The following is a 22530-nucleotide window of genomic DNA, read 5'->3' on the forward strand; positions in this document are numbered from 1 at the left end:
TGACAACGAACACGTGTTCTATTAATATGATAGTACAAACAAATGTTCGGGAGAGATGAAACATGGTTAAACAAGAACAAATTACAATACTTGCGATTACAGCTTTACTTATCACGTTAAGCATTTACTTTTTAATAGATTTTTATATACATGCACCACTTTATGAACTCGATCATGTATTCGGGTCATCACAAGCGGCATTTTTTGTACAAGATCAAATAGCGAACAGTGATACGAACGATACACTTGAATTCGCAAGTAAAACATTAAACAGATAATATATGATATTTGCGCATCGGCAATATAGCCGAATGCGTTTTTTTATGGTAAATTTAAGTAGAAAGGATGAGTCATCATGTTAGATGATAAAAAATTAAAACGACTGAACCATTTAGCGAAGTTAAAGCGTGAAGAAAAGATTACTAAAGATGATCTTGAAGAACTGAATGCACTAAGAAAAGAGTATTTAGAAAACTTTAGAAGTAGCTTTAGATCGCAAATTGAAAATGCGACAGTGATTGATCCAGAGGGTAACGATGTTACACCTCAAAAAGTAAAAGACATTCAAAAAAGAAGAAGAAATAATTAAGGAGATTTAAATGACTATGACTTTTGATCAAACAGACCAATTAGTTGTCAATTCAATCCGTGCATTGTCTATCGATGCAATTGAGAAAGCAAATTCAGGACACCCAGGACTTCCGATGGGGGCTGCACCGATGGCGTATGCGTTATGGAAAGACCACTTAAACTTTAATAGTAAATCTGTAAACTGGTTTAACAGAGACCGCTTCATCTTAAGTGCGGGACATGGAAGCATGCTGTTATACAGCTTACTTCATTTTTCTGGTGTAATCTCTATGAACGACATTAAAGAATTCCGTCAATACGAATCAAAAACACCAGGACACCCAGAGTTTAAGCATACTGACGGAGTAGAAATTACAACAGGTCCTCTTGGCCAAGGTTTCGCAATGAGTGTTGGTATGGCGATGGCTGAAGCTCATTTAGCAGCGAAATTTAATACGAAAGAACATAACGTTATCGATCACTATACGTACGTACTAGCAAGTGACGGTGACTTAATGGAAGGTATTTCACATGAGGCTGCATCACTTGCCGGGCATTTAGCGCTTGATAAGTTAATCGTATTATATGACTCTAACGATATTTCACTCGACGGTGATTTAGATATGAGCTTCTCTGAGAATATTGAAGGTCGTTTTAAAGCATATAACTGGGATTATCATATCGTAAAAGACGGTAACGACTTAGAAGCAATCAGTCAAGCGATTGAAAACGCGAAATCTTCAGATAAGCCGTCATTAATTGAAGTAAAAACAATTATTGGATATGGTTCACCAAACAAACAAGGTAAAAGTGATTCACACGGTGCGCCAATCGGTGAAGATGAAAGAAAGAGTGCGTTTGATCATTATGGTTTAGACCACACAAAGTCATTCCACGTAGATGATAGCGTATATGAGCGCTTTAACGAAACGTTAAACAAACGTGGTGAAGAGTTAGAGAACGAATGGAACGCTTTAATGGAAGAATATAAAGCGAGCAATGAAGATTTATACAATACGTTAGTAGATGCAATTAACGGTAAATTACCAGTGGATTACGACATGAACCTACCAACATACGAAGTCGGCTCTAAAAAGGCGACACGTGGCAGTTCAAGTGACGTCATTCAAAAACTATCAGAAAACATACCAACGTTATTCGGTGGAGCAGCTGACTTAGCATCATCAAATAAAACACTAGTCAATGCTGAAGAAGCATTTTTACCAGGTAATTATAGCGGACGTAACATTTGGTTTGGTGTAAGAGAGTTTGCGATGGCAGCTGCAGCGAACGGTATGGCAGCACACGGTGCAATTTTACCGTACGTCGGTACATTCTTTGTATTTAGTGACTACTTAAAACCAGCTGTACGTTTAAGTGCGTTAATGCAGTTACCAGTCACATACGTGTTTACACATGACTCAATCGCAGTCGGTGAAGACGGACCAACACACGAACCGATCGAACAACTGGCTGGACTTCGTGCAATTCCAAACTTAAACGTCATTCGTCCTGCTGACGGTAACGAAACACGTGAAGCTTGGAAACGTGCAGTTGAATCTAAAAATACTCCGACAGCACTCGTATTAACGCGTCAAGACGTCGAAGCGTTAGATATCGACAAAGGTACGCTTGCTGAAGGTGTAAAACGTGGTGGGTACGTTGCGTATGATAATGGAGACGACGCAATTGTGTTTGCGACAGGTAGTGAAGTGTCACTTGCGATTGAAGCGGCAAAAGTTTTAAAAGAAAAAGACGTCAACATTAAAGTCGTATCATTACCAGATACTGAAACATTCTTTAAACAAGGTAAAGCGTATATCGACAGCGTATTAAATAAACATATCGAAAATAGAACAGCTGTAGAAATGGCAGCGAGTATCGGATGGGCAAGATTTGTCGGTCTTGACGGTAAGTACTTAACGATCGACACATTCGGTGCAAGTGCGCCTGGTGATTACGTAATGGAAAAATACGGCTACACAGTCGACAACTTAGTAAATATTATTTTAGAAGACTAAAAACAAACATCCTGTACACTGTACAGGATGTTTTAAATGCATTGAACGTAATTTTAAATTCATGTACAATTATAATGTTGAAAATTGGAAAGAGGTGAGTCGTTTGGCAACTTGGATTTGGATTTTAATCGTTATCGTCGCACTAATTGCTGGTACAGCACTTGGTTTTTATATGGCACGAAAATATATGATGGATTACTTAGAGAAAAACCCACCAATTAACGAAGACGTGTTAAGAATGATGATGATGCAGATGGGTCAAAAACCTTCACAAAAGAAAATTAATCAAATGATGTCGATGATGAATAAAAACATGAAAGACGTTAAAAAATAACTGATATGAAGCATGTCTCTTGAATCATTTAAGAGGCGTGCTTTTTATTTTGATAATTTGTCATATATATATTACTGTTAATAGAGCAGTTCATTCGTTTAGATGATACACTTAATATATATGAAATGGAGGCAGAACATTGGGTAGTGAAGTCACTTTTTTCTTAGCATTTGGAGCAGGCGTGCTAAGTTTTGTATCCCCATGTGTATTACCGGTATTCCCGGCATTTATCTCATACATTACTGGGATGAGCTTTGACGAAGTTCAAAATCGTAATTTTAACTTACGTGCAATTTTACATACGTTATTCTTCCTCGTTGGGTTTAGTATCATTTATATCGCAATTGGATTTGGTGCGTCATTTTTCGGTGGTATACTCATCGAATATTCGAAACTTATCCAACAAATAGGTGCAATACTAATTATCGTATTTGGTTTAATTATTACGGGTGTTTTAAACTTCGACTTCTTAAATAAAAATAGAAAGATCGAATTTAAAAATAGACCGAGTGGATTTGTAGGCTCTGTGTTAATCGGCATGGCGTTCGCTGCAGGGTGGACTCCATGTAACGGACCAATTATCGGTGCAATTTTTGCGATGAGCGCAACAGAGCCAGAAAATGCATTAATGTTAATGGTCATTTATTGTTTAGGATTCTCAGTACCGTTCTTCATATTAAGTTTCTTCGTCTCTCGTACACGTTGGATTGTTAAATATTCTGGCATTCTAATGAAAGTCGGCGGCGTAATTATGATTTTAATGGGTATTTTATTATACTTTGACGGTCTGACTAAGATTATTATTTGGTTATCACCGTACTTTGGAGAGTTTAGAGGGTTTTAAATGAATGAATTATTCGCTTTACTAAAAGAATATGAGGATACGCTATTTATAATCGCATCGATCGGTGCGATTATAATGGGGTTACTCGTCATTCTTTGGAGAAATAATGAAACAAAAACACCGCTACATTTAAAGAAAATTATTATCCCACCGATTATGATGTCAACGGGTGCGTTGATGTTCTTGTTCCCATATTTTCGTTTAGATAATCATTTGATACTTGAAGCGGTAGTCGTCGGTATCGTATTTTCATTTGCACTATTACTTACGACGAAGTATGAAGTAAAAGATGACGAATTATACGTTAAAGCATCCAAACTATTCCCAGTTATACTCGTCGGACTTTTAATTATCCGTACATTTATGAAGACGATTCTATCTCAAGAAATTACACCTGGTGAAATCGGTGGGATGTTTTTCCTACTCGCATTTACGATGATCGTTATATGGCGTACATCGATGGTCTTACATTATTTACAATTTAAAAAGAAACAAGGTTGAGTAATGATAAATTACTCAACCTTTTTTAATGCTTCTGTTTGTTCAAATATAGAGAATTTTTGTTTTTCATCGTCTGCGAGTTCAAAGAGCTTTTCGTATGGTTTATAGTCGATGTTTAGCTCGTCCAGTTTTTTCTTCATAAAACCGTGATCTCTTTTTGGAGTTGCGATAATATAACCTTTCATTATTTGGTCTAAATGAATTGTATCTACTTTCTCATCTAACGCGATTTTTGAGATGCGTCCGGCGATTCTTTGTTTCGCTACGTCTCTAAATAATTGTGGTACAGGTGACACAAGTTCGTCTAACAGTTCTCGTGCTTCATCGTTCCATAATGGTAATGCTTGTTCTATATAATACTCTTGCCAATCGAGTTCTGACCATCCATCTTCTCTCGGCAATGCTTTTAAAAATTTTCTAAACATAAAATATCCACCGATCGCAAGGAGACCAATCATTAAGAATCCCCATAAGGCGATCATCCACATGACAAAATCACTATACACGTCCTTCACCTCTTAACTAGATTATAGAAAATAAAAATATTTATGTCCATTTTTCTAAATGGAACGATATATAGGGTGTAAGGAGGTGAGACACATGATTAAATCACTAGCAGCGAAATTTGTGTATGAAGAGGAAGACATGTCTGGTAAAGAAGTTTTAAAGACACGTACGTTAAATCGTCTTTCAGTACACACAGGAAATGATGCTTTACTACGATTAAGTGAAGCATACGGTAACTTAAAAGGAGAAAAATACGTCAACGTATTTAAAGTCATTACGGAAGAAGTAAACTAATTAAGGAGGAAACAAAATGTCTAGAAAACTTATTTTACAATTTGAAACAGAATATGAAGGAGTATTTAACTTCACGATTAATGAACCTAAAGAAGGACTCTCTCAAGAGGAAGTCGAGTTAGAAGCTCAAAAAATTATCGACTCAAAAGCGTTAATTTCAAAAGACGGTGCACCGGTACGTCTAAAGAGTGCCAAAATTGTCACTCAAGACGTTGAAACGCTCGTGTAAATGGATATTACACAACTCGTTAGTGATGTTGGATTTCCTATCGTCATCACGTTCTTCCTCTTGCACCGTATGGAACGAAAGCTCGACCAAGTAGTGATGGCACTTCAAAATCTATCGAACTAACAAAAAGCCCTTCGGGGCTTTTTTTGTTTTTAAAACGTTTCTAACTCGTATAGAATGATGAGTAAAGAGGTGCTACTATGAAAATTTTACATACAGCAGATTGGCATATCGGGAAACGTTTAAACCGCCAATCTTTAATTGATGATCAGCGCTATGTGCTCGAACAGTTATTAACATATATAGACAATAACGATGTGGACGCGGTTGTGATTGCAGGAGATTTATACGATAAAAAACAACCGTCTCAAGAAGCGATGAACGTCGTGAACTATTATTTAAAAGAAATTAATTTAGTACGTAAAAAACCAATATTGTTAATTAGTGGAAATCACGATAGTAAACCATATATCGACGCACGTAGCGAGTGGTTTCAAGCGAATCATTTTTACGTAAACACTGAACTAAAAAACTGTTTTACTCCGGTCACGTTTAACGACGTTGATTTTTATTTATTACCGTATATTGAAATACCGGAAGTGAGACATTATTTTAATGACGATACGATCGATACGTTCGAAAAAGCATACCGACGTGTGATAGATGAGATTACAAACAATTTTAAACGAGAAAATAATATACTCGTCGGTCATTTATTTGTTTCTGGAAGTAAAGAGTCAGAATCTGAAGAAAAAATCACGATCGGTTTAACTGAAGAAGTGTCCCATAAACTTTTTGAACCGTTCAATTTTACGTTGCTCGGTCATTTACATCGACATAACGCATTTAATAGTAATCAAACATTTTATAGTGGTGCGATTATGAAATATAGTTTCGATGAAGCGAACGATAAAAAAGGTTTTAAAGTGATTGATACTGATAAGAACACAGTTGAATTTATCGAATTTGAATTACTTCACGACCTCATCCATTTTAAAGGCAGTTTTAAAGATATTATTACTGGTGAAGTAGAAATTGAAGATAAAGACGCATACATCAAATTTGAGTTAACCGATATGGAAGGGTTCACGGAACCGATGACAGCGTTAAAACAACTGTATAAAAACACGCTCGTATTATCACGAAAAATTGAACGCTATGAAAACGATGAAATCGAGATAGACACTAATAACACGACTGACGATCAAATTTTTAAGTTGTTTTATGAAAAATTTACAGGTCGTGAACCGACAGAGTTTGAATTTGAAACGTTTAATAAACATTTAAGAGGGATTACAGATGAAACCAATTAAATTACAGATGGAGTTTATCGGTCCATATAAAAACGAAACGATTGATTTCACACGCTTAAACGACTCATTATTTTTAATATCAGGGCGTACGGGTTCTGGGAAATCTATGATTTTTGATGCGATTACGTATGCATTATTTGCGACAGCTTCTACAGAGAGTAGAGGTGGTGAGTCTTTAAGAAGCCAGTTTGCAAGTGACGACGAATTGTCAAAAGTTAATTTAGATTTTTATCATCGTGGTAAAAAGTACCGAATTGAGCGTACATTAACATACAAAAAAAGAACGAACAAAAATCCAACGACAGGTCAAGCAGCAATTTATAATGACTTCGGAGAGCTTATCGTATCTGGGTTACAAGAAGTGTCAAAATATGTCGAAGAACTCCTTCATATGTCAGCAAGACAATTTAGACAAATTGCACTGTTACCACAAGGTGAGTTTAAAAAGTTACTCACTGCAAATACAAAAGATAAAGAAGAAATTTTAAAAACATTATTTGGCACGGAGCGTTTTAACGACGTATACAAAAGTATTTATAAAGAATATAAAGATAAAGACAATAAAAGACAATTACTTTATAAAGAAATTGAAACGCAGTTATTATCAGTTTCAGACGAACCAGTTTTAGAATTTAACACGTCATTAAAATCTTTTAAAGAAAGAATTGATCAAGACAGACGTGTGCTAAATAAAAAGAAAAAAGAAATAGAGCCCGTTGAATTAGGCATAGAAAAGTTATTAAAAGAGATACAAAAAGATCACCAGCACAATGAACGGTTAGCTGAATATAATAAAACAAACGTAGCGTTAACTGAATTACGCGATCGATCTGATGAAATAAAAGAAACAGAACGTACATTACAATTAGTAAATGAACTCTCTAAAATTAAAGAAGTATTTCATCTTGAAAAAAATGTAGCGGTTAAGCTACGTCAATCAACGAAACAAGAAGAGACTTTAACGAATGATTTAAACAGTGAAGAGGCAAAGAATGAGTTAGTTACGAATGAGATAAAAGCACTAAAAGAAAAAGAAACAGTGATCGAACGTCAAAGAGAGCATCTTTCACTTTTAAATAAGTATGATACGGCGCAATATAAAAATCTTGATGCGTCTATTTTAAACACTGAGGAAGAAATAAAAGAGTCTGAAGACACACTTAAAACAGTAAATAGTGACATCTCATTAAAAGAAAAAGAATTAGAAACGAACGACGCGAGTATTGATGTACTGAACACTTTAAAAGAAGAAAAACATTCTATTCAAATCGCGATGAACGATATCAAACGAGATATTGAAATGCAGAAAGCGGAAGAGAAGAAAATAAAGCAGCTAGAGTCTTATATTCAACAAAAAGAAAAGCTGTCTGAAGACTTAGCTATAGTCATTAAAGATAAAGAAAGTATAGTTAAACAATTTAATGATATTTCACTCGAAACAAATGACGCGATCAATCATTTACTGTCTCATTTAGAAATTGGTCAGCCGTGTCCAGTCTGTCAAACAGTTGTCGAAACGTATCCAGAACATAAAGAAGTGATGGATGCTGAAACAAAAGACAGGTTAACTGAATTAATGAATCGAGAAAATGAGTGCACTAAAGATATTGATCGTTTGACGATTCATATAGAAGCGACACAATCAAATATTAGTGACGTTAAATATGATGGTGATCAGTTAAGAGAAGACTTTTCTAAGTTAGAATTCAAACTTCAAAATATTGATGAACAGCTTAAAAATGTGAGCGAACAGTTAGAACGTAAAGAGAAGTTAATGAATGAAATTAACGAGCTTAAAGATTCACGATTAAAAACAAGTGAGGCACTCACATATAAAAATGAATCGTTAAAAAATCTTACACAAACGAAAGAATCATTTATTGCGGAGACTGGACTAAATGATTATACAGCGTTAGAAGAGAAAATCACTCTACTAACGGATTCTGTTAATCTTCATGAACGTTCGTTAAAAGAAGCAGAGTCTAAACGACAAAACATCGAATTAAACATCGCCAAATTACATGCAGAGTTATCATCAGTCAAAGAAAATATTGAATCGTTTCACCGTGATTTAAATGAATATACACCAAAAGTTGAATCATTTTTAAACACTTATGACACAGTAGACCGAACAAATATTGAAGCGTATTTTAAAATCGATGACGAAGCGTTACAGCAAACAGTCGATACGTTTTACAGTAAAGTGCGCGAGCTAGAAATAAAATTAAACACGTTAAAAGAATCCCTCACAACTTTTGAAGCAATCGATGTCACTTTAAAAGAAAAAAAGTTAAAAGAGTTAGAAGAGCAAAAGAGAGAGCTACAACGCGTTATTACAGAGACTGAATATCAATTAAATAGTGACGAGGCATTAATAGAAAAATTAACGGATTCTATTAACACATATAACGAAGACGAGAAACGTGTTCGCGAGCTCGAAGTCTTAGCAAAAATTATAAACGGTAATAGTGAAGGTAGAAATTCAACCCATCCAACATTGTCACGATTCGTCCTCATTCATTATTTAGAATTGATTTTAGTTTATGCCAATAAGCGACTCACAGAAATGACGAATGGCCGTTATGAATTGCGACGAAAAGATACGTTTAATGCGGCAGACGCGCTCATCATCGACGTATTTGATCACTTTAACAACGAAACGAGAAATATCGCGACACTTTCAGGTGGAGAAACATTCCAAGCAAGTCTCGCTCTCAGTTTATCACTCTCTGAAGTCATTCAACATGAAGCGGGTAGCATTAACATGGATATGCTCTTAATCGACGAAGGGTTCGGAACGTTAGATGAAGAAACACTTAACACTGCGATTAACACGTTAGTCGACCTTCAAACGAAAGGAAAGATGGTCGGAATTATATCACACGTTGAGGCATTAAAAACACGACTTCAAAACATTATATATGTAGAAACAGAAAACGAAAGAAGTATGACAAATATTGTAACTTATTTGTCATAAAGGCAATTTGATATAAAAAGGTTATGTGAGATAATCAAGTTATATAGAACATATTGAGGGGGATAATCGTGAAGCGATTACTATTACTCGTTTTACTATCAAGTATTGTTTTATCTGCATGCTCTAAAGGTGGAGAAGTAGACGTAAGCAGTCGATACGGCAATACGATGGATGACTTTGAAGTCGTTGACCAAAACGATGAAACATTTACAAAAGCGGACATGGATGGAAAAGTATACTTAGTAGACTTTATTTTTACAAACTGTACGACAGTATGTCCACCGATGACACATAACATGACGTCTGTCGTAGAAGACCTTGAAAAAGACGGTGTAGAAAACTATGCGATTTTAAGTTTTTCAGTAGATCCAAAAAGAGATACACCAGAAGTATTAAGAGAATATATTGATATGTATCATATCAATGATTTAAATGCAGATTGGACATTCGTTACAGGGTATGACTATGAATTTATACGTAAATTCTCAGAGAAAAACTTTAAAACAATCGTCGCACCACCACCAGAAGGTAGTGACCAAATTACACACGGAACATCGTTTTATCTCGTCGATGAAAACGGCAAAATTATTAAAGACTACTCAGGTGTAGATAGTGGAGACAAGCGTTTCCCTAAAGAAGAAATCGTGAGTGACATTAAGAAGTTAACAAAAAATCTATAGACCCTAAACCACTAAGAGTAATCTTAGTGGTTTTTTATCTTCTAAAATTAGAAAATTTGTGTTACGATATATGAATGACAATCAGTCATTATCGGAGGTGAGTCACTTGAACAAAGAGGAAAGAATTATCGAGTCTTCAATCGAAGTCTTTTTAGAAAAAGGAATCGAGAAAGCAACGGTGTCTGAAATCGTAAAGAAAGCAGAGATCGCACAGGGTACGTTTTACTTATATTTCGATTCAAAACTATCTGTCATGCCTAAAATTGCTGAAGTGATGGTTGAGAAAATGTTAGAAGAACTCTCACAAAATGTCGATGGAGAAACAATTGAAGAAGAAATACAATCGGTGATCGACACGATTTTTAATATAACAAAAGAATACAAATCACTGACAACACTCATCTACTCAGGACTTACTCAAACACAGTACGTCGGTGACTGGGAAAAGATATACGCACCACTCTATGATTTTATAGAACAATTACTAATTCCACGTAAAAATAACGGTGAAATTAGAGAAACGGTAAATACAGCATTTATATCAAAAATTTTAATCGGCTCGATCGAATCATTGGCTGAACAGATGTATTTATATGATGAAGCAAGTGAAGAAAATGTAAATGACTATAAAGAAGAGTTATTTACGTTTATTTTAAACGGATTAAAGTAGTATTTAATTTTATTTTATAATGACTGATAGTCATTCATTTTATTTAGAAAGGGATTTTTATGAACAAAGCATGGATATATGTCTTTTTAACGAGTTTTCTCGAACTCGTTTGGATATACGGATTTAACGTTGCGAGTGCATGGTGGCACTGGGCGATACTCGTACCAATTATCATTTTAGATTTTTTAATCTTATCTAAAGCCTGTGAATCATTACCAACAGGAACAGTATATGCAGTATTCGCTGCAGCAGGTACAGTCGGTACAGCATTAATGGATATATACTTATTTGACGAAGTCTTTACGATAGAAAAAGGGTTTTTCATCGGACTATTAGTCATTGGAGTCATTGCGTTAAATTTAACAGATGATACAAATAAAAAAGAGGTTGTTAAATAATGGGTTGGATATACGTCTTTTTAGCAGCAATATTAGAACTCGTTGGAGTTATAGGATTAAACGGATTTAGTCAGAAAAAATCAGTAAAAAACTTCATACTATTCTTTGGAGGATTCGGAGGAGCGTTTGTCTCACTATACCAAGCGTTTAACTATCTCCCAGTCAGTATCGCATATGCGGTATGGATCGGAATTGGTACAGCCGCAGCGGTGATTGTAAACATGATATTTTACGGAGAATCAAAGAGCTTTGGACGAGTCTTTAGTTTAGTAATCATAATAATCGGAGTAGTTGGGTTGAAGGCTGTGAGTTAACGAGGTGTTGTGCGAAATCGCCGCGCTTTTTGTGTACTTTATCACTTAAAACGACTTAAAACGATTTCTTCTGATTTTATTTAACAAAAATATCGAGATTCTGTTAGATATATGGATATATTTAACAGATTTTATTGTTTTGGACCTGTTTTTGTTAGATAAAAAATTATATTGAACATATTTTATGATTTTAGATCCGTTTTTGTTAAATAAATGATTATATCTAACAAAAATTCGTTCCAAGGAGCAAAATATGTAAATAAGAAGAATAAAAATCTTTAAAAATCAAAGAAAAAGAAGAGTTTTAAGTGCAGTAATGATAATTGTTGGAATAGTTGGATGAAAAGCGCCGAATTAGTCGGAGTGTTGCAGGAATGCCCTCTGTATTTCGTGTCCTTTATCATTTAAAGTGTGTTATGACAACTTCTTGTGAATTTAATTAACATAAATATCGCGATTCTGTTAGATATATGGATATATTTAACAGATTTCACAATTTTGGAGTTATTTTTGTTAGATAAAACAATATATTTAACATATTTTTTTGGAGATAATCACTTTTTGTTAAATAAATGATTATATCTAACAAAAATCCTTTGCAGAGACTAATATATGTAAATAACAATAATAAAATCGATCAATATGAGGCGCTCTAAAATTATTTAGAGCGCTTTTTTCTAATTTTATCTATAAAACTTACGATTATTCAAGTGCTGCAGGATTTTCCTGACAGTTTTTTAAATACTGTAGAGATAAAAAGCTATTTTTCAAAAATTGCAATTTTACAATCTTGAACGTATGGAATATAGTTAGGGCAACATTTTGGAGGTGGTCGTATTCTTTTATTATTAATAACTGGAGGGATACTCGCTTCATTTATATTTGTTGTGTTAGAGGAAAAGAGTTTTAACTTTAAGTTTTTATTCAGAAGAAGTAAGTGTAATCATTGCAATCATACGATAGATGCTGTTGCACTCATACCGATCTTTGGATATATATTGTCGAGGGGCAGATGTAATAAGTGCCACAGATATATACCTTTTATTTATGTGTGTTCAGAAGTTGTACTTGCACTGCTCTTTATAGTTCCAAGTTTAGTTTACATACAGTTTAGAGATTTTTCACTTTATTACTTATTGATTGTATTTCTAGCACCTCTTGCGTTATACGATTTTAAGCATTATAAAATACCTAATTTTACGTTAGTTATACTTTTAACAACAGGTCTCTATGTAACGAGATTTAATTATGTAGATGTAATAGACGATCTGATTATTATAACTTTAGCTCATGTTATTTATATTCTGTTTGATAAAAAAATCGGCTATGGAGATATAAAGTTACTGTCTGTGATAACTTTAATCACTCCTACGTTGTTATTTAGTTTTATCTTGTTATTTTCATTTATAGTCGGTGGGTTTTACGTGATTATTATGGAAGTTATCAAGAGTCCAGATAATCGTAAAATACCGTATGTACCTTTTGTAGCCACGAGTACGATTCTCACTTTTATTATTTATGATGATTTATCAACTATATATTTTGGAGGTTTCTTATGAACGATTTAATGATTAAAGAAATGATGTCTTCTGATAAACCGAGAGAACGATTAAAAATATACGGCGCTGATAATTTAACGAATAGAGAACTTTTAGCAATCATTATAAATACCGGCAGTCGGAATGAGAGCAGCTTAACACTCGCAGATAATGTGTTAAAGAATTTAAAGAAAATCAGCGATTTAAGAGATGTTACGTATCAGGAGCTGACTAAGATTAATGGTATCGGTGAAGCTAAAGCGATAAAAATATTGGCAGTGATTGAACTTGCTGTAAGAATGCATAGTCATAGCTTAGAAGATGATGTATTCATTCATTCTCCAGATGACGTATCGAAACTTTTAATGGAGAAAATGAGATATTTCCAACAAGAACATTTTGTCGTCTTATATTTATCGACTAAATATAAAGTGATTCATCAAGAAACAGTATTTAAAGGATCACTTAATACAACCGTTGTTCATCCAAGAGAAATTTTTAAAGAAGCGGTCAAAAGAAGTGCTGCAGCATTTATATGTGTCCACAATCATCCGAGTGGAGATCCGACACCTTCTAGTGAAGATATTGAAGTAAGTAAACGACTTAAAATGAGTAGTGAACTCATTGGTATCGACTTTTTAGATCACATTATCATTGGTAATGGTAAATACGTTAGCCTGAAAGAGATGGATTGTTTTTAATCCAGCAATGATTACATAGGGGTTTCTGACTCACTATTCTTTAATATTTTATGTTAAAATTACAGAACATTAATTTTATACATAATAACTATTGAGGCAGGTGTTCCTATGTTTACATACAAAGTAGACGATGATATTTCTTTGAAGTTAGTGGATCATCGTGATGCGGATGCTATTTTTGCATTGACGGATAAGTCACGTGATTATCTGAAAGAGTGGTTACCGTGGCCTATTTTTATTAAAAAAGTAGATGATACGAAAGATTTTATTAAGTCTTCGATGCAAAATTATGTAGATAATAAGAGTTTAGTTACAGCAATTTTGTTTAAAGGTGAAGTCGCTGGTATAGCGAGTTTTAACTCGTTTGACTGGACAAGTCGTATTGGTCAAATCGGTTATTTTCTTGGTGAGGAGTTTCAAGGGCATGGTATTATGACAAAAGTTGTTCGAGCATTAATGGATATTGGTTTTACAGAGTTTCGTTTAAATAAAATAGAAATAAGAGCTGCAACTGAAAATTTTAAAAGTCGTAAAATTCCTGAAAGACTCGGATATACTGAAGAAGGAATTTTAAGACAAGTCGAGTGGTTATATGATCACTACGTCGACCATGTGGTTTATGGGATGTTAAAAGATGAGTGGGTGGACTTAAATTAACATTCATCATTAATAAAAAAGCACTTGTTTTTAATTTTTGAATAAGAGGGTATAAGAGTACAAAAACATAGAATGAGGTGACTCTATGCTTGCTTATGTATATGCTGAAGATGAAAATGGCCTAATTGGTAAAGGAGACAGACTACCGTGGAGTCTTCCTGCAGATGTAAAGTTTTTTAAAGAAGTGACGATGCAAGGAGACGTCGTCATGGGCCGCGCGACTTATGAGTCAATACCGAACCGTCCGTTAAAAGGTCGACGCAATATTGTGTTAACTCATAATCAAGATTATGAAGCACCTGGTGCGATTGTCGTTAATAGTAAAGAAGAGATTTTAGAGTTATATGAAAAATACGCTGAAGACTTTTATATTATCGGCGGTGTATCATTATTTAAAATGTTTGAGGATGATGTTGATTATTTATACCGTACGGTAATTCATGACGAATTCGATGGTAACGTATATTTTCCTGATGACTTTGATTACAATGAATTTGAACTTGAAAAGTCTTGGGACGGTAATGTAGATGAAAATAACAAGCATCCCCATACTTTTGAAATATGGAAAAGAAAATAGAGTGATTAGAATTAAAAACCCCTAGAGTTTCGATATTCAAACTCTAGGGTTTTTTTACATTAATAGTAGCACTAACGTTGACGCAATGAGGTGATTTATCATCGTCCATGTAAAGAATGGATACGTACCGTTATGAAGTTTTAACATTTTGTTTGTGTTAAATACAAGTACAAGTGTTAATACGAATTCAGTAAAGCCATCCATATTTAATGTTAAGTTCATTTGGAAATATGCGATATACATCGCGATTGCGTTAAATAGTGCTGTCCCTGCAATCATATATTCTTTTAAAAGTACATTAATGATAATTGTTAATACTGATACGATAAGTCCAAATAATATTAAGTTTGGAATGACAAACGTTAAATTACTACCGTATCTCGCATAGTCTGGCATTGATGGTGCGATGACGATTGAACCGATGATGAAAAACGCAATGATAAACCAAATGTTGTTAAAGTGTCTGCGCATTTGTGGACCGTAGTTTAAGACGAACGAATATATTTTTGTATTCACTTCTTGACCGTTAATTTCTGCTTTATCATCTTTTACATTGACCATAGGCTGTTCTTTCTTTTTAAATAGGAAAGCATGGTATGCAAAATATATTTGTGTGATGATGAGTACAATGATGAAAGTTTTTAGTGTCATGCTTAGCCTCCGTTTTATATTACGATTACTAGTGTATCGGTTTATGTACATTATTACAAAATAAAACCCACTAAATTGGCGATTTAGTGGGTCTTTTGCGTAGACGTTCTGAGTCTACATTTAACAGATAATAATATGATATCTAGCACTTAAGTGTGCTACCGGTGAGTGACATTTGCTAGGCACTGTCGTTCTCTATGTCTAATATATACTCATTATATTTTAATGTTTAAAGAAATGCAAGTTTATCTCGAATTTTATTTAATATAAACTTTTAAACGCGTATATTTTACAATTAGATATGGTAAAATAATGATAATTATGGGGGTGGAGTTTTGAAGTTTTTTAATAAGAATAAAATGATTACGATTGTCTTTTCAGTCATCCTCCTTATTTTATTAATAGGATTTTCTATATCTGATCGTACACATACGACAAAGGCGGAGATGTTCGTTGGAGATGCGACAGCTACGACACAAAAAGTTATGAAAACTCCGTTTAACTTATTAAGTTTTATATTCGGACCGTCAAAAAACGAAAAAGAACTTGAGGCTAAGTTAGATATGTTACCGCAACTTGAAGCGGATTTAAAACGCCTTGAAGAAGAAAATGAAAAATTAAAAGAAGCACTCGATGTATCTTCTAAAATCGACTATGAAACAATTAATGCACGTGTAATTTCACGTTCGCCAGATCAATGGTTAAATAGTTTTACTATCGATAAAGGAACGAAGCACGGTGTATCTGAAGGTATGGCCGTTATGACGCCAAAAGGTCTAATTGGGGTTGTAAAACGTGCAAATGGAAGTTCAAGTTTTGTGGAAATGATTACGACAGACGCTGCAAAGAAAAACATTTCTGTTGAAATACATAACGGAGATAAGCGCCACTACGGTACGATTCAAAGTTATGATGAAAACGGAAATACGTTACTCGTCGGTAATATCGTCAACGACGGTAAAATTAAAGAAGGATCAAAAGTATATACATCCGGTTTAACGGGTATTTTCCCAGAAGGGATTATCGTCGGTGAAGTTGTCGATTCAGTTAACGACCGATATGGCTTAAGCAAAAATGCGAGTGTTAAAATGGATAGCGATATTAATGAACTCGACATGATATTTGTCATTAAACGTGAGCCTGAAACTGTAGGTGAGGAATAACGATGCGTTCAATTTTTTTATTTATCGGATTCTTTACTGTATTGTTTTTAGATTTTAGTTTTGCTTCAGTGAGTCCGTTCTCACTGTTAGGTTCTGACGTTTATTTTGTACCGAAGTTATTATTTATGATGTTATTACTCGTATCGATTTACTTCGGGCGATCATATAGCATATTTTTTAGTATCGTATTCGGAGTCATTTTAGATTTATATACAGGTTCAATTTACGGTATTCATTTATTTGGATTTGTCGCATTTGTATTATTTATGCATTCGGCATTTAGAGTATTCTATAGAGATATGATAGGGCTATTCTTTGTCGTTATCGTCAATACGTTTTTATTTGATTTTTATATATACGGAATATACAAAGTGATTGGATATGTAGATTTACCACTGTTTGATTATATTGCGTTACGTGCAGTGCCGAGTTTATTATTAAACGCATTACTATATATACCACTTCTCATCTTTGTACTCGTTTTAAGAAAAATAAGAAAAAATGTATTCACAAAACATGCATAAAAAGATTGACTCGAGTAGTTAGTATGTGTATACTTTAGAAGTTGATGAATTTGTAAACATCAACCGCTCAGAACAGGTTTAAGTGATTATTTAATCCACCTATATGGCGTGTCTTATAATTAGGAGGTGTAAAGTATGTTTGCTATCATCGAAACAGGCGGTAAACAAGTTAAAGTAGAAGAAGGTCAAACAATCTTCGTTGAAAAGCTTGACGCTAATGAAGGTGACACAGTTACTTTTGATCGCGTACTTTTAGTTGGTGGAGACGACGTTAAAGTCGGTGCGCCAATCGTTGAAGGTGCTACAGTAACTGCGAAAGTTGAACAACAGGGCCGTGGCAAGAAAATCCACGTCGTTAAGTTCAAACGTAGAAAGAACTACTTACGTAAACAAGGTCATCGTCAGCCATTCACAAAAGTTACAATCGAAAAGATTGATGCGTAATGGTTCATGTTGAAGTCAAGTTGAAAGATGACGTTGTTAAAAGCATAGAAATGTCTGGCCATGCCGATTATGGAGAACATGGACAAGATATCGTTTGTGCTGGAGCGTCTAGTGTAGTATTCGGAAACACGAATGCGATATTTCAATTGACAGATGTCGAACCGGTGTTAGATATCAATAATGATGGTGGGTATTTCTTTTTAGAAGTAAAAGAATACGACCAATCTGTAGATCTAATACTTAAAACGATGATTATATCACTCGAAACTATAGAACAATCGTATAAAGACTATATTAAGGTAACTAAAAGTGAGGTGGACTGAATGTTTAAATTAACATTAGACTTACAATTTTTCGCATCGAAAAAAGGGGTAGGATCTACTAGAAACGGTCGTGACTCTCACGCGAAACGTCTTGGTGCGAAACGCCAAGATGGCCAATTTGTAACAGGTGGTTCAATTTTATTCCGTCAACGCGGAACTAAAATTCATCCAGGTGTAAACGTTGGTAGAGGTGGAGACGACACATTATTTGCTAAAGTAGATGGAGTCGTAAGATTTGAGCGCGTTGGACGTAACAAAAAACGCGTATCTGTTTACGAAGCGTAATAAAACAGGCATCAGCGATTCGCTGATGCTTTTTTTTATGTCAGTATATTATGTATAATAGATAAGAATGGAGGTGTCGGTATGTTTGCAGATTATGCGAAGATCTATGTAAAAGCAGGAAACGGTGGTAATGGAATCGTTGCGTACCGAAGAGAAAAATATGAACCTATGGGTGGCCCAGCAGGTGGAGACGGTGGTAACGGTGCAGACATCGTTATGGAAGTCGACGAAGGGCTTAATACGTTAATGGACTTTAAATATCAGCGTCACTTTAAAGCAGAGCACGGTGAATCTGGTATGAGTTCAAATAAACACGGTAAAAATCGTGAACCGATGATTTTAAAAGTACCACCAGGTACAGTAGTTAAAAATGCTGAAACTGAAGAAGTCATTGCAGATTTAACGACACATACTCAGCGTGCAGTCATCGCAAAAGGTGGTCGTGGTGGACGAGGGAACTCTCGTTTTGTATCGAGTAGAAATACAGCACCAGATTTTGCTGAAGGTGGAGAACCAGGAGAAGAATTCGACCTTATATTAGAATTAAAGTTAATGGCGGACGTCGGTTTAGTAGGATTTCCAAGTGTTGGAAAGTCGACGTTATTAAGTCGTGTATCTCGCGCGACACCAAAAATTGCGTCATATCCATTTACAACGATTCAACCGAATTTAGGTGTTGTAATCGTTAGAGATAAGTCATTTGTTATGGCGGACTTACCAGGGTTAATTGAAGGTGCTGCTGACGGAACAGGTCTTGGAATACAGTTTTTAAGACACGTCGAACGTACTAAAGTTCTCGTACACGTCATCGACATCGCAGAAACAGAGTATAGAGATGCGGTGGAAGACTATAAAATCATTCGCAATGAATTAAAAGAATACAACGAGAAATTATTAAAACGACCAGAAATTATCGCTTTAAATAAAATCGAAGTACTTCAAGATAGAGAAAATATTGAACGATTTAAACGTGAAGTCGAGACGGATTCTAAAATTGTTGAAATTTCAGCAGTGACTGGAGAAGGTATTCAAGCGTTAAACGATTTAATTATCGAAACGTTAGAAAATTATGTCCCTGAAGAGGAAGAAGAAACAATAGACCAAGACGTGCGCGTCGTGTATCGACATGAAAAACAAGAAGCACCGTTTGAAATTAAACGCGGTATGGACGGAACATTTGAAATTCACGGTAAAGAAATCGAAACGCTATTTATGCGTACAGACTTCTCGCGTGACGCAGCAGTCAGAAGATTTGCTCGCCAAATGCGTTCGATGGGTATCGATGACGCGTTAAGAGAAAAAGGCGTACAATCTGGAGATGTCGTTAGAATTAAAGACTTTGAATTTGAATTTATTGAATAGGTGAAAATATGTATCAGTATATTAAAGGCACGCTCACAGAAATTCATGCGAATTATGTGACACTGGAAACAGCTGGTATTGGGTATTTAATCGTTGCTGCAAATCCTTATCATTTTGAAAAGTATTTAAATCAAGAGACGCGTATTTACGTTGAACAAATCGTTCGTGAAGATAGTCTCACGTTATATGGATTTAGCAATATAAGTGAAAAGGAAATGTTTCAGTCGCTATTAAAAGTGACTGGAATTGGACCAAAAAGTGCGCTCGCAATTCTCGCGACGTCAACACCGTCTGAAGTCGTAAATGCGATTGAAAACGAAGATCAAAAGTATTTACAAAAATTCCCTGGTATAGGTAAGAAAACCTCTCAACAAATCATTTTAGATTTAAAAGGGAAGTTAAAAGCAGACTTTAAAGCTGAGGTAAAATTACAGCAATCAACGCGTTCAAACGACGTCATTGTAGAGGAAGCACTTGAAACATTAAAAGCACTCGGATACAGCAAACGTGAGTTAAAATCGTTAGAAAAATATTTATCGAAGCAAGAACTCACAACTGTCGAAGATGCAGTGAAATTAAGTTTAAGACATATCGTTGAATAGAACAGGAGACGATAATCATGGACGATAGAATTTTAGATCAGTCGCTAATAGAAGGTGAAGCGAGAGAAGAGTTATCGCTTCGCCCGTTATATTTATCACAATATATCGGTCAAGATACGATTAAAAGGAATTTACAAATTTTTATAGATGCGGCAAAGATGCGTGAGGAACCACTCGATCACGTTATTTTACACGGTCCACCGGGGCTTGGTAAAACTACGTTATCAAATATTATCGCGCATGAAATGAACGTAAATATACGAACGACTGCAGGTCCTGCAATTGAACGTGCGGGAGATTTAGCGGCGATTTTATCGAGCTTAGAACCTGGAGATGTTTTATTTATCGATGAAATTCACAGGCTCCCGCGTATCGTCGAAGAAATTTTATATTCTGCGATGGAAGATTATTTTATTGACGTTGTCATCGGTCAAGGAGATGAAGCGAGAAGTATTCGTATTGACTTACCACCATTTACGTTAGTCGGTGCAACGACGCGTTTTGGGAGTTTATCCGCACCGCTTAGAGACCGTTTCGGAATACAATTACGATTAGAATACTACTCAAACGACGCGTTACAAACGATTGTTGAACGTACCGCGGATATTTTTGACGTGAAAATCGATGAAACGTCTGCATACGAACTCGCGAGAAGAAGTCGCGGAACTCCGCGTATTGCGAACCGCTTACTAAGACGCGTTCGTGATTTCTCAATGGTGAAAGGTGAAGCGTCGATTTCACTAGAAACGACGAATGATGCACTACGCGTTTTAGAAGTCGATGAAGAAGGACTCGATCCGATCGACCATAAAGTCATGACGACAATTATCGATACGTATGGCGGAGGTCCTGTCGGTTTAGAAACGGTCGCTGTATCAATAGGTGAAGAAGTCGTCACGTTAATTGACGTATACGAACCGTATTTAATCCAACGTGGATTTTTACAACGTACACCAAGAGGTCGTGAAGCGACAGCAAAAAGTTATGACTATTTTAAACGACACAAACATATAGAGGATAATGAATCATGAAATTAACCGATTTTGATTTTCACTTACCAGAATCACTCATCGCACAACATCCGCTTAAAAATCGTACGGATTCTAAGTTATTAGTGTTAGATAGAGAGACTGGTGAAATGGAAGATCGTCATTTTTATAATATAATCGATTATTTAAAAAAAGATGACGTTCTCGTATTAAATAATACACGCGTACTACCTGCGCGACTCCACGGACATAAAAAAGACAGTGGCGGTCACGTTGAAATGTTATTACTTAATCCTGAAACGAATGGATATAAAGTACTCATTAAACCTGCGAGACGTGTGCATGTTGGAACGGAAATAGTGTTTGGTGACGGTGAACTAACAGCAACTCCGTTAGAAAAGCATGACAACGGTATTTATATCGTAAAACTTCAATATGATGGTATTTTAGAAGAAGTGTTAGATGGACTTGGTGAAATGCCACTTCCACCATACATTAAAGCACAATTAGAAGATAACGAAAGATATCAAACTGTATTTTCAAAACATAGCGGAAGTGCAGCTGCACCGACTGCTGGGCTTCACTTTACGACTGAGTTACTTAGTCAAATAAAAGAAAAAGGTGTAGATATCGTCTACATTACGCTTCACGTTGGACTTGGTACATTTCGACCAGTCGCAGTAGAAAACGTTGAAGAGCATGATATGCATAGCGAATTTTATTCAATTGAAAAATCTACTGCTAAAAGACTGAACGAAGCAAAAGAAAAGGGCCATCGTATTATTAGTGTTGGCACAACGTCGACGCGTACGTTAGAAGCGAATTTTAGAACGTATAAAAAATTCGTAGCAACGAGTGATTGGACGGATATATTTATTTATCCGGGTCAAGAAATATTATCTGTAGACGGTCTTATTACAAATTTCCATTTACCGAAATCGACATTATTAATGCTCGTAAGTACGGTTTCTACACGAGAAAATATTTTAAAAGCATACAATCATGCGGTAGAAAAAGAGTATCGCTTCTTTAGTTTTGGCGATGCGATGTTAATCATTTAGA

At 35.2% G+C, this 22530-nt stretch carries 30 protein-coding genes and 1 other annotated feature; of the genes, 28 read left to right on the forward strand and 2 right to left on the reverse strand.

Annotation, left to right across the window (positions count from 1 at the left end; all coding sequences use genetic code 11):
* Positions 1-62 precede the first annotated feature (62 nt).
* The 6 genes from BBS29_RS00700 to BBS29_RS00725 all read left to right on the forward strand — a co-directional run bounded on the left by BBS29_RS00700 (position 63) and on the right by BBS29_RS00725 (position 4270).
* Entirely contained in the window at positions 63-278 is a 216-nt protein-coding gene (locus BBS29_RS00700) for a hypothetical protein (RefSeq protein ID WP_068128097.1), read from the forward strand.
* A 74-nt stretch (positions 279-352) separates the two neighbouring features.
* Positions 353-589: a DUF896 domain-containing protein gene (locus tag BBS29_RS00705; RefSeq protein ID WP_371327386.1), complete on the forward strand. Its 237-nt coding sequence runs from the start codon at positions 353-355 to the stop codon at positions 587-589.
* 16 nt (positions 590-605) lie between these two features.
* Positions 606-2591, forward strand: a complete 1986-nt coding sequence (gene tkt / locus BBS29_RS00710; RefSeq protein ID WP_068128474.1) for a transketolase — start codon at positions 606-608, stop codon at positions 2589-2591.
* 103 nt (positions 2592-2694) lie between these two features.
* Complete coding sequence (locus BBS29_RS00715) at positions 2695-2925, forward strand: YneF family protein (RefSeq protein WP_040928824.1); 231 nt, start codon at positions 2695-2697, stop codon at positions 2923-2925.
* A gap of 139 nt (positions 2926-3064) precedes the next feature.
* The gene (locus tag BBS29_RS00720; RefSeq protein WP_068128100.1) at positions 3065-3769 is read left to right on the forward strand and encodes a cytochrome c biogenesis CcdA family protein; all 705 of its coding nucleotides are present in this window, start codon (positions 3065-3067) and stop codon (positions 3767-3769) included.
* Entirely contained in the window at positions 3770-4270 is a 501-nt protein-coding gene (locus BBS29_RS00725; protein WP_068128104.1) for a CcdC family protein, read from the forward strand.
* A gap of 11 nt (positions 4271-4281) precedes the next feature.
* Here the strand turns inward: BBS29_RS00725 and BBS29_RS00730 are convergent, their stop codons facing one another.
* Positions 4282-4758 (reverse strand): DUF2621 family protein, encoded by a 477-nt coding sequence (locus BBS29_RS00730; RefSeq protein WP_040928822.1) that lies wholly within the window; start codon positions 4756-4758, stop codon positions 4282-4284.
* Positions 4759-4870: 112 nt separating this feature from the next.
* Between BBS29_RS00730 and BBS29_RS00735 the strand changes: the two genes are divergently transcribed.
* From BBS29_RS00735 to BBS29_RS00790, 13 genes are all read left to right on the forward strand, one after another.
* Positions 4871-5071, forward strand: coding sequence for a DUF1659 domain-containing protein (locus BBS29_RS00735; RefSeq protein ID WP_040928821.1), 201 nt, complete (start codon positions 4871-4873; stop codon positions 5069-5071).
* Positions 5072-5087: 16 nt separating this feature from the next.
* Positions 5088-5300, forward strand: coding sequence for a DUF2922 domain-containing protein (locus tag BBS29_RS00740; RefSeq protein WP_068128107.1), 213 nt, complete (start codon positions 5088-5090; stop codon positions 5298-5300).
* Positions 5301-5423 (forward strand): YvrJ family protein, encoded by a 123-nt coding sequence (locus tag BBS29_RS08115; RefSeq protein ID WP_179853813.1) that lies wholly within the window; start codon positions 5301-5303, stop codon positions 5421-5423.
* Between the two features lie 77 nt (positions 5424-5500).
* Positions 5501-6613, forward strand: coding sequence for an exonuclease SbcCD subunit D (locus BBS29_RS00745; protein WP_068128111.1), 1113 nt, complete (start codon positions 5501-5503; stop codon positions 6611-6613).
* Complete coding sequence (locus BBS29_RS00750) at positions 6600-9590, forward strand: SbcC/MukB-like Walker B domain-containing protein (RefSeq protein ID WP_068128114.1); 2991 nt, start codon at positions 6600-6602, stop codon at positions 9588-9590. The genes BBS29_RS00745 and BBS29_RS00750 overlap by 14 nt, the downstream gene beginning before the upstream one ends.
* 68 nt (positions 9591-9658) lie before the next feature.
* The gene (locus tag BBS29_RS00755; protein ID WP_068128116.1) at positions 9659-10270 is read left to right on the forward strand and encodes an SCO family protein; all 612 of its coding nucleotides are present in this window, start codon (positions 9659-9661) and stop codon (positions 10268-10270) included.
* A gap of 106 nt (positions 10271-10376) precedes the next feature.
* Positions 10377-10940: a TetR family transcriptional regulator gene (locus BBS29_RS00760; protein ID WP_068128119.1), complete on the forward strand. Its 564-nt coding sequence runs from the start codon at positions 10377-10379 to the stop codon at positions 10938-10940.
* 59 nt (positions 10941-10999) lie between these two features.
* Positions 11000-11338 (forward strand): DMT family transporter, encoded by a 339-nt coding sequence (locus BBS29_RS00765; RefSeq protein WP_068128123.1) that lies wholly within the window; start codon positions 11000-11002, stop codon positions 11336-11338.
* Positions 11338-11652 carry a DMT family transporter gene (locus BBS29_RS00770; RefSeq protein WP_068128128.1) on the forward strand — a complete coding sequence of 105 codons (315 nt, stop codon included), beginning with the start codon at positions 11338-11340 and terminating at the stop codon, positions 11650-11652. The genes BBS29_RS00765 and BBS29_RS00770 overlap by 1 nt, the downstream gene beginning before the upstream one ends.
* Positions 11653-12515: 863 nt before the next feature.
* Entirely contained in the window at positions 12516-13211 is a 696-nt protein-coding gene (locus BBS29_RS08580) for a prepilin peptidase (RefSeq protein WP_373554031.1), read from the forward strand.
* Positions 13208-13891 carry a RadC family protein gene (radC, locus tag BBS29_RS00780; protein WP_068128133.1) on the forward strand — a complete coding sequence of 228 codons (684 nt, stop codon included), beginning with the start codon at positions 13208-13210 and terminating at the stop codon, positions 13889-13891. Before BBS29_RS08580 ends, radC begins: the two co-directional genes overlap by 4 nt.
* A gap of 108 nt (positions 13892-13999) precedes the next feature.
* Positions 14000-14548 carry a GNAT family N-acetyltransferase gene (locus tag BBS29_RS00785; RefSeq protein WP_068128135.1) on the forward strand — a complete coding sequence of 183 codons (549 nt, stop codon included), beginning with the start codon at positions 14000-14002 and terminating at the stop codon, positions 14546-14548.
* A gap of 85 nt (positions 14549-14633) precedes the next feature.
* Complete coding sequence (locus BBS29_RS00790; RefSeq protein ID WP_068128138.1) at positions 14634-15125, forward strand: dihydrofolate reductase; 492 nt, start codon at positions 14634-14636, stop codon at positions 15123-15125.
* Positions 15126-15179: 54 nt separating this feature from the next.
* On the opposite strand, the gene BBS29_RS00795 is transcribed toward BBS29_RS00790, so the two are convergent.
* Positions 15180-15776: a hypothetical protein gene (locus tag BBS29_RS00795; RefSeq protein WP_068128141.1), complete on the reverse strand. Its 597-nt coding sequence runs from the start codon at positions 15774-15776 to the stop codon at positions 15180-15182.
* A gap of 335 nt (positions 15777-16111) precedes the next feature.
* Between BBS29_RS00795 and mreC the strand changes: the two genes are divergently transcribed.
* From mreC to queA, 9 genes are all read left to right on the forward strand, one after another.
* Entirely contained in the window at positions 16112-16939 is an 828-nt protein-coding gene (mreC, locus tag BBS29_RS00800; protein WP_257009067.1) for a rod shape-determining protein MreC, read from the forward strand.
* Positions 16940-16941: 2 nt separating this feature from the next.
* Positions 16942-17463: a rod shape-determining protein MreD gene (gene mreD / locus BBS29_RS00805; protein WP_068128144.1), complete on the forward strand. Its 522-nt coding sequence runs from the start codon at positions 16942-16944 to the stop codon at positions 17461-17463.
* A 51-nt stretch (positions 17464-17514) separates the two neighbouring features.
* Positions 17515-17587: a sequence feature (ribosomal protein L21 leader region), on the forward strand.
* An 11-nt stretch (positions 17588-17598) separates the two neighbouring features.
* Complete coding sequence (gene rplU / locus BBS29_RS00810) at positions 17599-17907, forward strand: 50S ribosomal protein L21 (protein WP_068128146.1); 309 nt, start codon at positions 17599-17601, stop codon at positions 17905-17907.
* On the forward strand, positions 17907-18230 hold the full coding sequence (locus BBS29_RS00815; protein WP_068128149.1) for a ribosomal-processing cysteine protease Prp: 324 nt from the start codon (positions 17907-17909) through the stop codon (positions 18228-18230). Before rplU ends, BBS29_RS00815 begins: the two co-directional genes overlap by 1 nt.
* Positions 18231-18515, forward strand: a complete 285-nt coding sequence (gene rpmA, locus BBS29_RS00820) for a 50S ribosomal protein L27 (RefSeq protein ID WP_040928799.1) — start codon at positions 18231-18233, stop codon at positions 18513-18515.
* Positions 18516-18596: 81 nt separating this feature from the next.
* Positions 18597-19877 carry a GTPase ObgE gene (gene obgE, locus BBS29_RS00825; RefSeq protein WP_068128151.1) on the forward strand — a complete coding sequence of 427 codons (1281 nt, stop codon included), beginning with the start codon at positions 18597-18599 and terminating at the stop codon, positions 19875-19877.
* A gap of 8 nt (positions 19878-19885) precedes the next feature.
* On the forward strand, positions 19886-20479 hold the full coding sequence (gene ruvA, locus BBS29_RS00830) for a Holliday junction branch migration protein RuvA (RefSeq protein WP_068128154.1): 594 nt from the start codon (positions 19886-19888) through the stop codon (positions 20477-20479).
* 17 nt (positions 20480-20496) lie between these two features.
* Positions 20497-21510 (forward strand): Holliday junction branch migration DNA helicase RuvB, encoded by a 1014-nt coding sequence (ruvB, locus tag BBS29_RS00835; RefSeq protein WP_040928796.1) that lies wholly within the window; start codon positions 20497-20499, stop codon positions 21508-21510.
* Positions 21507-22529: a tRNA preQ1(34) S-adenosylmethionine ribosyltransferase-isomerase QueA gene (gene queA / locus BBS29_RS00840; protein ID WP_068128157.1), complete on the forward strand. Its 1023-nt coding sequence runs from the start codon at positions 21507-21509 to the stop codon at positions 22527-22529. Before ruvB ends, queA begins: the two co-directional genes overlap by 4 nt.
* Position 22530 lies beyond the last annotated feature (1 nt).

Source organism: Nosocomiicoccus ampullae (assembly GCF_001696685.1).
GTDB lineage: Bacteria > Bacillota > Bacilli > Staphylococcales > Salinicoccaceae > Nosocomiicoccus > Nosocomiicoccus ampullae_A.